4 protein-coding genes are annotated in these 5,873 nt (G+C 72.7%); all 4 read left to right on the top strand.

Annotation, left to right across the window (positions count from 1 at the left end; translation table 11 throughout):
* On the top strand, positions 1–588 hold a 588-nt coding region (locus tag GL263_RS19840), incomplete at its 5' end, for an NUDIX domain-containing protein (RefSeq protein ID WP_228456675.1).
* 146 nt (positions 589–734) lie between these two features.
* A complete protein-coding gene (locus GL263_RS19835; RefSeq protein WP_182857085.1) occupies positions 735–2,816 on the top strand; it encodes a tetratricopeptide repeat protein in 2,082 nt (693 codons plus the stop codon).
* A gap of 279 nt (positions 2,817–3,095) precedes the next feature.
* Complete coding sequence (ald, locus tag GL263_RS19830) at positions 3,096–4,211, top strand: alanine dehydrogenase (RefSeq protein ID WP_182857086.1); 1,116 nt, start codon at positions 3,096–3,098, stop codon at positions 4,209–4,211.
* A gap of 421 nt (positions 4,212–4,632) precedes the next feature.
* On the top strand, positions 4,633–5,808 hold the full coding sequence (locus GL263_RS19825; RefSeq protein WP_182857084.1) for a ParA family protein: 1,176 nt from the start codon (positions 4,633–4,635) through the stop codon (positions 5,806–5,808).
* Positions 5,809–5,873: the final 65 nt, after the last annotated feature.

Here is a 5,873-nt window from a genome sequence, read left to right as displayed (position 1 = left end):
GTCCTGGCCAGCAGCACCCCGTTCACCGGCGCCAAGACCAGCATGGTCACCGACCGGGTGGAGATGCCCGACGGCGGCGTCATGGAACGCGACTACCAGGCCCACCCGGGTTCCGTCGCGGTGCTCGCGCTCGACGAGCACGACCGGGTGCTGGTGCTGCGCCAGTACCGGCACCCGGTCCGGCACAAGCTCTGGGAGCTGCCGGCCGGCCTGCTCGACGTGCCCGGCGAGAACCCGCTGCACGCCGTGCAGCGGGAGCTGTACGAGGAGGCGCACGTCAAGGCCGCCGACTGGCGGGTGCTGGTCGACCTCTACACCACGCCGGGCGGTTCCGACGAGGCCGTGCGGATCTTCCTCGCCCGCGACCTGGCCGACGCCGACGGCGAGCGGTACGTCGGCCACGCCGAGGAGGCGGACATGGAGACCGGCCGGGTCCCGTTGGCCGAGTTGGTGCGCGGGGTGCTCGCGGGCGACCTGCACAACAGCTGCCTGGTCGCCGGGGTGCTGGCGGTCGGCGCCGCCCGCGCCCAGGGCGACCTGGACGCGCTGCGGGAGGCCGAGGCGCCCTGGCCGGCCCGCCCGTACTGAACCGCGGCCCCGGCGGCGGGACGCGCGGCCCCCGGTAACGGGACGCGCGTCCCGCTGGCAACGGGACGGCGGACGTTGATCCGATGAGGTGACTTCCACGCCTGTCGTACGGGCGGGCGTCCGGAGCCCTGGACTAGGCTCGGTCCGTGACGGATCAGGCGGTGCACAGCAGCGTCCCCGGGGCGGCTGCCGGACGAGAAGGATGGACGGGCCGCCGGCGCGAGCTGGCCGACCTGACGGCCGATGTCGAGCGCGCCGGGCTGGACACGCTGGCCGGCCGCCCCGCCGCCCGCTGCCGGGTGCTGCTGATCGCCGGCCGCCCCGGCTCGGGCCGCACCGCGCTGGCGGAGGAGTTCGCCGCTCGTGTCGCCGGGGACTACCCGGACGGGATCCTGCGGGCCAGGCTGACCGACCCCGGCGGCGGAGTCGTCCCGCTGGAGCGGATCGCCCGCGACCTGCTCGACGCCGTGGGCGTCCCGGCGCCCGCCGGCGCCGGCGAGGACGAACTCACCGAACTGCTGCGGGTGACCCTGCGGGAGCGGCGCGCGCTGCTGCTGCTCGACGACGTGGCCGCCGCCGAGCAGGTCGTGGAGATCCTGCCGGAGACCCGTGGCTGCCTTGTCGTGGTCACCGCCGAGGGCCCGCTGACGGGCGTGCCCGACGTCCGGCCCTGCACGCTCGGCGGCCTGGACGGCGACGCCGCGCGCACCCTGCTCGCCCGCCGCTCCGGCGGCGAGATCAGAATCACCGTCGACCCCCGCGCGGCCGAACGCCTCGCCGAACTGTGCGGGCGCCTGCCGGCCGCGCTGACGCTGGCCGCGGGCTGGCTCGCCGCCCACCCGCAGGCCTCGGTCCTCGACGCGGCGCGCGCCATGGAGGCCCGCGAGGAGAGCGGACCGCTGCCCCGCGCGTTCGGCCTGCTGCTCGACTCCCTGCCTCCGGCGCCGGCGCGGATGCTGCGGCTGCTGCCGCTCGCGCCGGGCGGGCTGGTGGACGCGCACACCGCGTCCGCGCTCGCCGGCTGCTCGGTGCCGGCCGCACGCGCCGCGGTCGAGGAGTTCGCGGCGACCGGGTTGCTGCGCCCCCTCGGCGACGGCGCGTTCGAGGTGCCCGGCTGCCTGGACCCCCTGCTGCGCGCCGAACTCGCACGCGCGGAGAAGCCGGCCGACGTGCTGCTGGCCAGCGCCCGGATGCTGGAGCGCACGGTACGGCTGCTGCACAACTGCCGGGCGGTGACCGAACCGGCCGACTCCGAGGACCGCCGCACGCTGGCGGCCGAGCCGAAGGCGATGCGCTTCGACACCGCCGAGGCGGCCCGCCGCTGGCTGGACGGGCGACTGCCCGCGCTGGTCGCCGCGGCACGGCAGGTCGTCGCCGGCGGCGACCTGGACACCCTGGCCCGCCGCTACCTCGCCGCCCTCGCCCGCGCCCTGGAGGCGCACCGGAGCCCCGAGGAGGCCGCGCCCGAACGCTACCGGCTGCACCAGCTTGTGCTGGACGTGGCCGAGCGGCGGGGGCTGCACCGGGAGAAAGCCGCCGCGCTGCTCAACCTCGGCGACCTGGACGCCGGCTGCGGGCGCCTCCCGGACGCCCTGGCGCGCTACCGGGCCGCCCTGGAGGCCGCCCGCGCGGACGGCGAGGGCTGGCACGAGGCCGCCGTCCGCGCGATGGACTCGATGGGCTGCGCGTACGCGGAGCTGGAGGACTGGCAGCGGGCCGCCGACTGGTTCGACCGGGCGCTGGCGCTCGCCCAGACCAGGGACGACGTGGGCGTCACCACCCGGCTGTACGGGCGGCTGGGCGCGGTGCGGATGTACTCGGGGCAGTGGGCGCAGGCGCTCGGCGCCTGGCGGGCGGCCTTCGCCGGCCACCGACGGCTACGGGATCCGCAGGGCTGCGCCCGCGCGCTGGGCGAGCTGGCGAGGGTGCAGGAGTACGCGGGACGTCCGGAGGACTCCCTGCGGACCTGCTACGAGGCACTGGAGTGGGCGGTCCGCGCCGGCGACGGGCGGCTGCGGGCGGCACTGAGCCTGCGGCTGGCGGACACCTGTGACCGGTTGGGCGAGTTCGCGACCGCGGCGGGGCACCGGGCCCGGGCCGACCGGCTCCTCGCCGAACTGGACGCCGAGGCGGCCGGCGGCGTGGGCGGCCGGGACCGCGAGCGCGGCGCGGCGCCCGCTGAGGCCGCCGGCGAGGCGAGCGATACGGCCGATTCGTCCGGTCCGTAGCAGGACACGTGGGGCTCGACCTACGAAATCCATGGCTAGATCGAGAAAGATTGACCCTTTGCAAGGCTAGACACGAGCAGATCCTTCATTAGACTGGCTGCGTCGTGGTCATCCCGGCTGCCTTCCGGCATTCCCCTTGTAAGCGCTTGTTTCCCGTCATGTACCGGTGAGTACCCACATGTACTCGATCGGTGCGTGAAGTGGGGCAACACGGGAAAGCGGGGCACTCGCCAGATGCGCGGCGCGACCAGCACCCCCAGAGCAAGGACCGTGATCGACGTGAAGGTCGGTATCCCCCGCGAGGTCAAGAACAACGAGTTCCGCGTGGCCATCACCCCGGCCGGCGTGAACGAACTCGTCCGCAACGGCCACCAGGTCTACGTGGAGCAGGGCGCCGGAGTCGGCTCCTCGATCGGAGACGAGGAGTACACAGCCGCCGGTGCCACCATCCTCGGCACCGCGGACGAGGTGTGGGCCACCGCTGATCTGCTGCTGAAGGTGAAGGAGCCCATCGCGGAGGAGTACCACCGCCTCCGCAAGGACCAGATCCTCTTCACCTACCTGCACCTGGCCGCCTCCCGCGAGTGCACCGACGCGCTCCTGGAGTCCGGTACGACCGCCATCGCCTACGAGACCGTCGAGACCGCGAACCGCGCGCTGCCGCTGCTCGCCCCGATGTCCGAGGTGGCCGGCCGTATCGCCCCGCAGGTCGGCGCCTACCACCTGATGGCCTCCGCCGGTGGCCGCGGTGTGCTGCCCGGCGGTGTGCCCGGCGTGCACGCGGGCCGTGCGGTGGTGATCGGCGGCGGTGTCTCCGGCTGGAACGCCACCCAGATCGCCGTCGGCATGGGCTTCCACGTGACCCTGCTCGACCGTGACATCAACAAGCTGCGCGAGGCCGACCGCATCTTCGGCACGAAGGTGCGCCCGATCGCCTCCAACGCCTTCGAGCTCGAGCGCGCCGTCCTGGAGGCCGACCTGGTCATCGGCGCCGTGCTCATCCCGGGCGCCAAGGCCCCGAAGCTGGTCACCAACGAGCTGGTGTCCCGGATGAAGCCGGGAAGTGTCCTTGTCGACATCGCGATCGACCAGGGCGGCTGCTTCGAGGACTCCCGTCCCACCACGCACGCCGAGCCGACCTTCAAGGTCCACGACTCGGTCTTCTACTGCGTGGCCAACATGCCCGGCGCGGTGCCCAACACCTCGACCTACGCGCTGACCAACGCGACGATGCCCTACATCGTCGAACTCGCCAACCGCGGCTGGGTGGAGGCGCTGCGCCGCGACCCGGCGCTGGCCAAGGGCCTCAACACCCACGACGGCAAGGTCGTCTACGGTCCGGTCGCCGAGGCGCACGGCCTGGACCAGGTCGAACCGGCCGACCTGCTCGGCTGATTCCCTACGCACCGGCGCGACTCCCGGACGGTGGGCGGTCAGGGCGCCTGCCGACCGGGAGCCGGTCGTGTCAACGGCAGACGTCAACGTGACCCGACGCACGTCACCGGCCGACCCCCGACTCCGGGGGTCGGCCGGTGACGTGTTCCCGGTTACGTCCCCGGCCTGGTCGCCGGCGGCCCGACAGGGCGTCAACTCGCCGTGATCGTGACCGTTTAACCGATTCGCCCACCGGTGAAACCTTACGCGCGACCCCCGTGCGCCCTTGACAAGCATGTGCTCGCTTACCGACACATCGTGCCGTCTCCGCCGGATTGTGTTGCTGCGAACCGCCGACACGCCATAGAGTCGCCAACCGTCGGCATAGTGCCACGCTGACCTGTCTAGAAGTTCCCTGGTCGCCAAGGAGGTAAGACGACTTGTGAATGAGTCGACATTTACTCCCGGAGGTGGTCGACCAGGAGCGCTCGCGTCGGGCCAGGGGGCCGCGGGCCTCAAGGCTGTCGGCTCCGTCGCTGTCCACACTTTCTCCGCCCACCAGGACCCCACGAGCATGACAGTCGATCAGAACACCCAGCAGCAGGGCGTGAACGCCCCGGATCCCGGCCGCCGGGGCCGCGACGCCGCCCAGGCTGACGTCCACCCGGACTACACCGAACTGCCGGAGGGTCACTTCTACGACCCCGACGCGGACTTCGAACCGGACCCCGAGTACGCGGCGACCCTCGCGCCGGACGCCGCCCGCCAGCGCCGCGAGCGGATCGGCCCCACCGGCCGCCCCCTGCCGTACTTCCCGATCCCCGGACCGGTCGCCGAACACGGCCCGGCCAAGATCATCGCGATGTGCAACCAGAAGGGCGGCGTCGGCAAGACCACGTCGACCATCAACCTCGGCGCCGCGCTCGCCGAGTACGGCCGCCGCGTTCTCCTCGTCGACTTCGACCCGCAGGGCGCCCTGTCGGTCGGCCTCGGCGTCAACCCGATGGAACTCGACCTCACCGTCTACAACCTGCTCATGGAGCGGGGCATGACGCCGGACGAGGTACTGCTCAAGACCGCCGTCGCCGGCATGGACCTGCTCCCCAGCAACATCGACCTCTCGGCCGCCGAGGTGCAGCTCGTCAGCGAGGTCGCCAGGGAATCGTCACTGCAACGCGCCCTGCAACCCCTGCTGCCCGACTACGACTTCGTCGTCATCGACTGCCAGCCCTCGCTCGGCCTGCTCACCGTCAACGCGCTCACCGCGGCGCACAAGGTGATCGTGCCGCTCGAGTGCGAGTTCTTCGCGCTGCGCGGTGTCGCGCTGCTCACCGAGACCATCGAGAAGGTCCAGGAGCGGCTCAACCCCGAACTCAGCCTGGACGGCATCCTCGCCACCATGTACGACTCCCGGACCGTGCACAGCCGCGAGGTGCTCGCCCGCGTCGTCGAGGCCTTCGACGAGAACGTCTACCACACCGTCATCGGCCGCACCGTGCGCTTCCCGGAGACCACCGTCGCCGGCGAACCCATCACCACCTACGCCTCCAACTCGGTCGGCGCGGCCGCCTACCGCCAGCTCGCCAGGGAGGTGCTCGCCCGGTGCCACGCCGAGTGAGTCTCCCGGCAGCCGACGAACTGTTCCGCAACACCGGCGGTGCCGCCGTCCAGCCTGTCTCTTAT

The sequence above is a fragment of the Streptomyces durbertensis genome (assembly GCF_014156695.1).
Lineage (GTDB): Bacteria > Actinomycetota > Actinomycetes > Streptomycetales > Streptomycetaceae > Streptomyces > Streptomyces durbertensis.
Note: the sequence above shows the minus strand (reverse complement) of the source record. Positions and strands in the feature narration are given on the sequence as shown.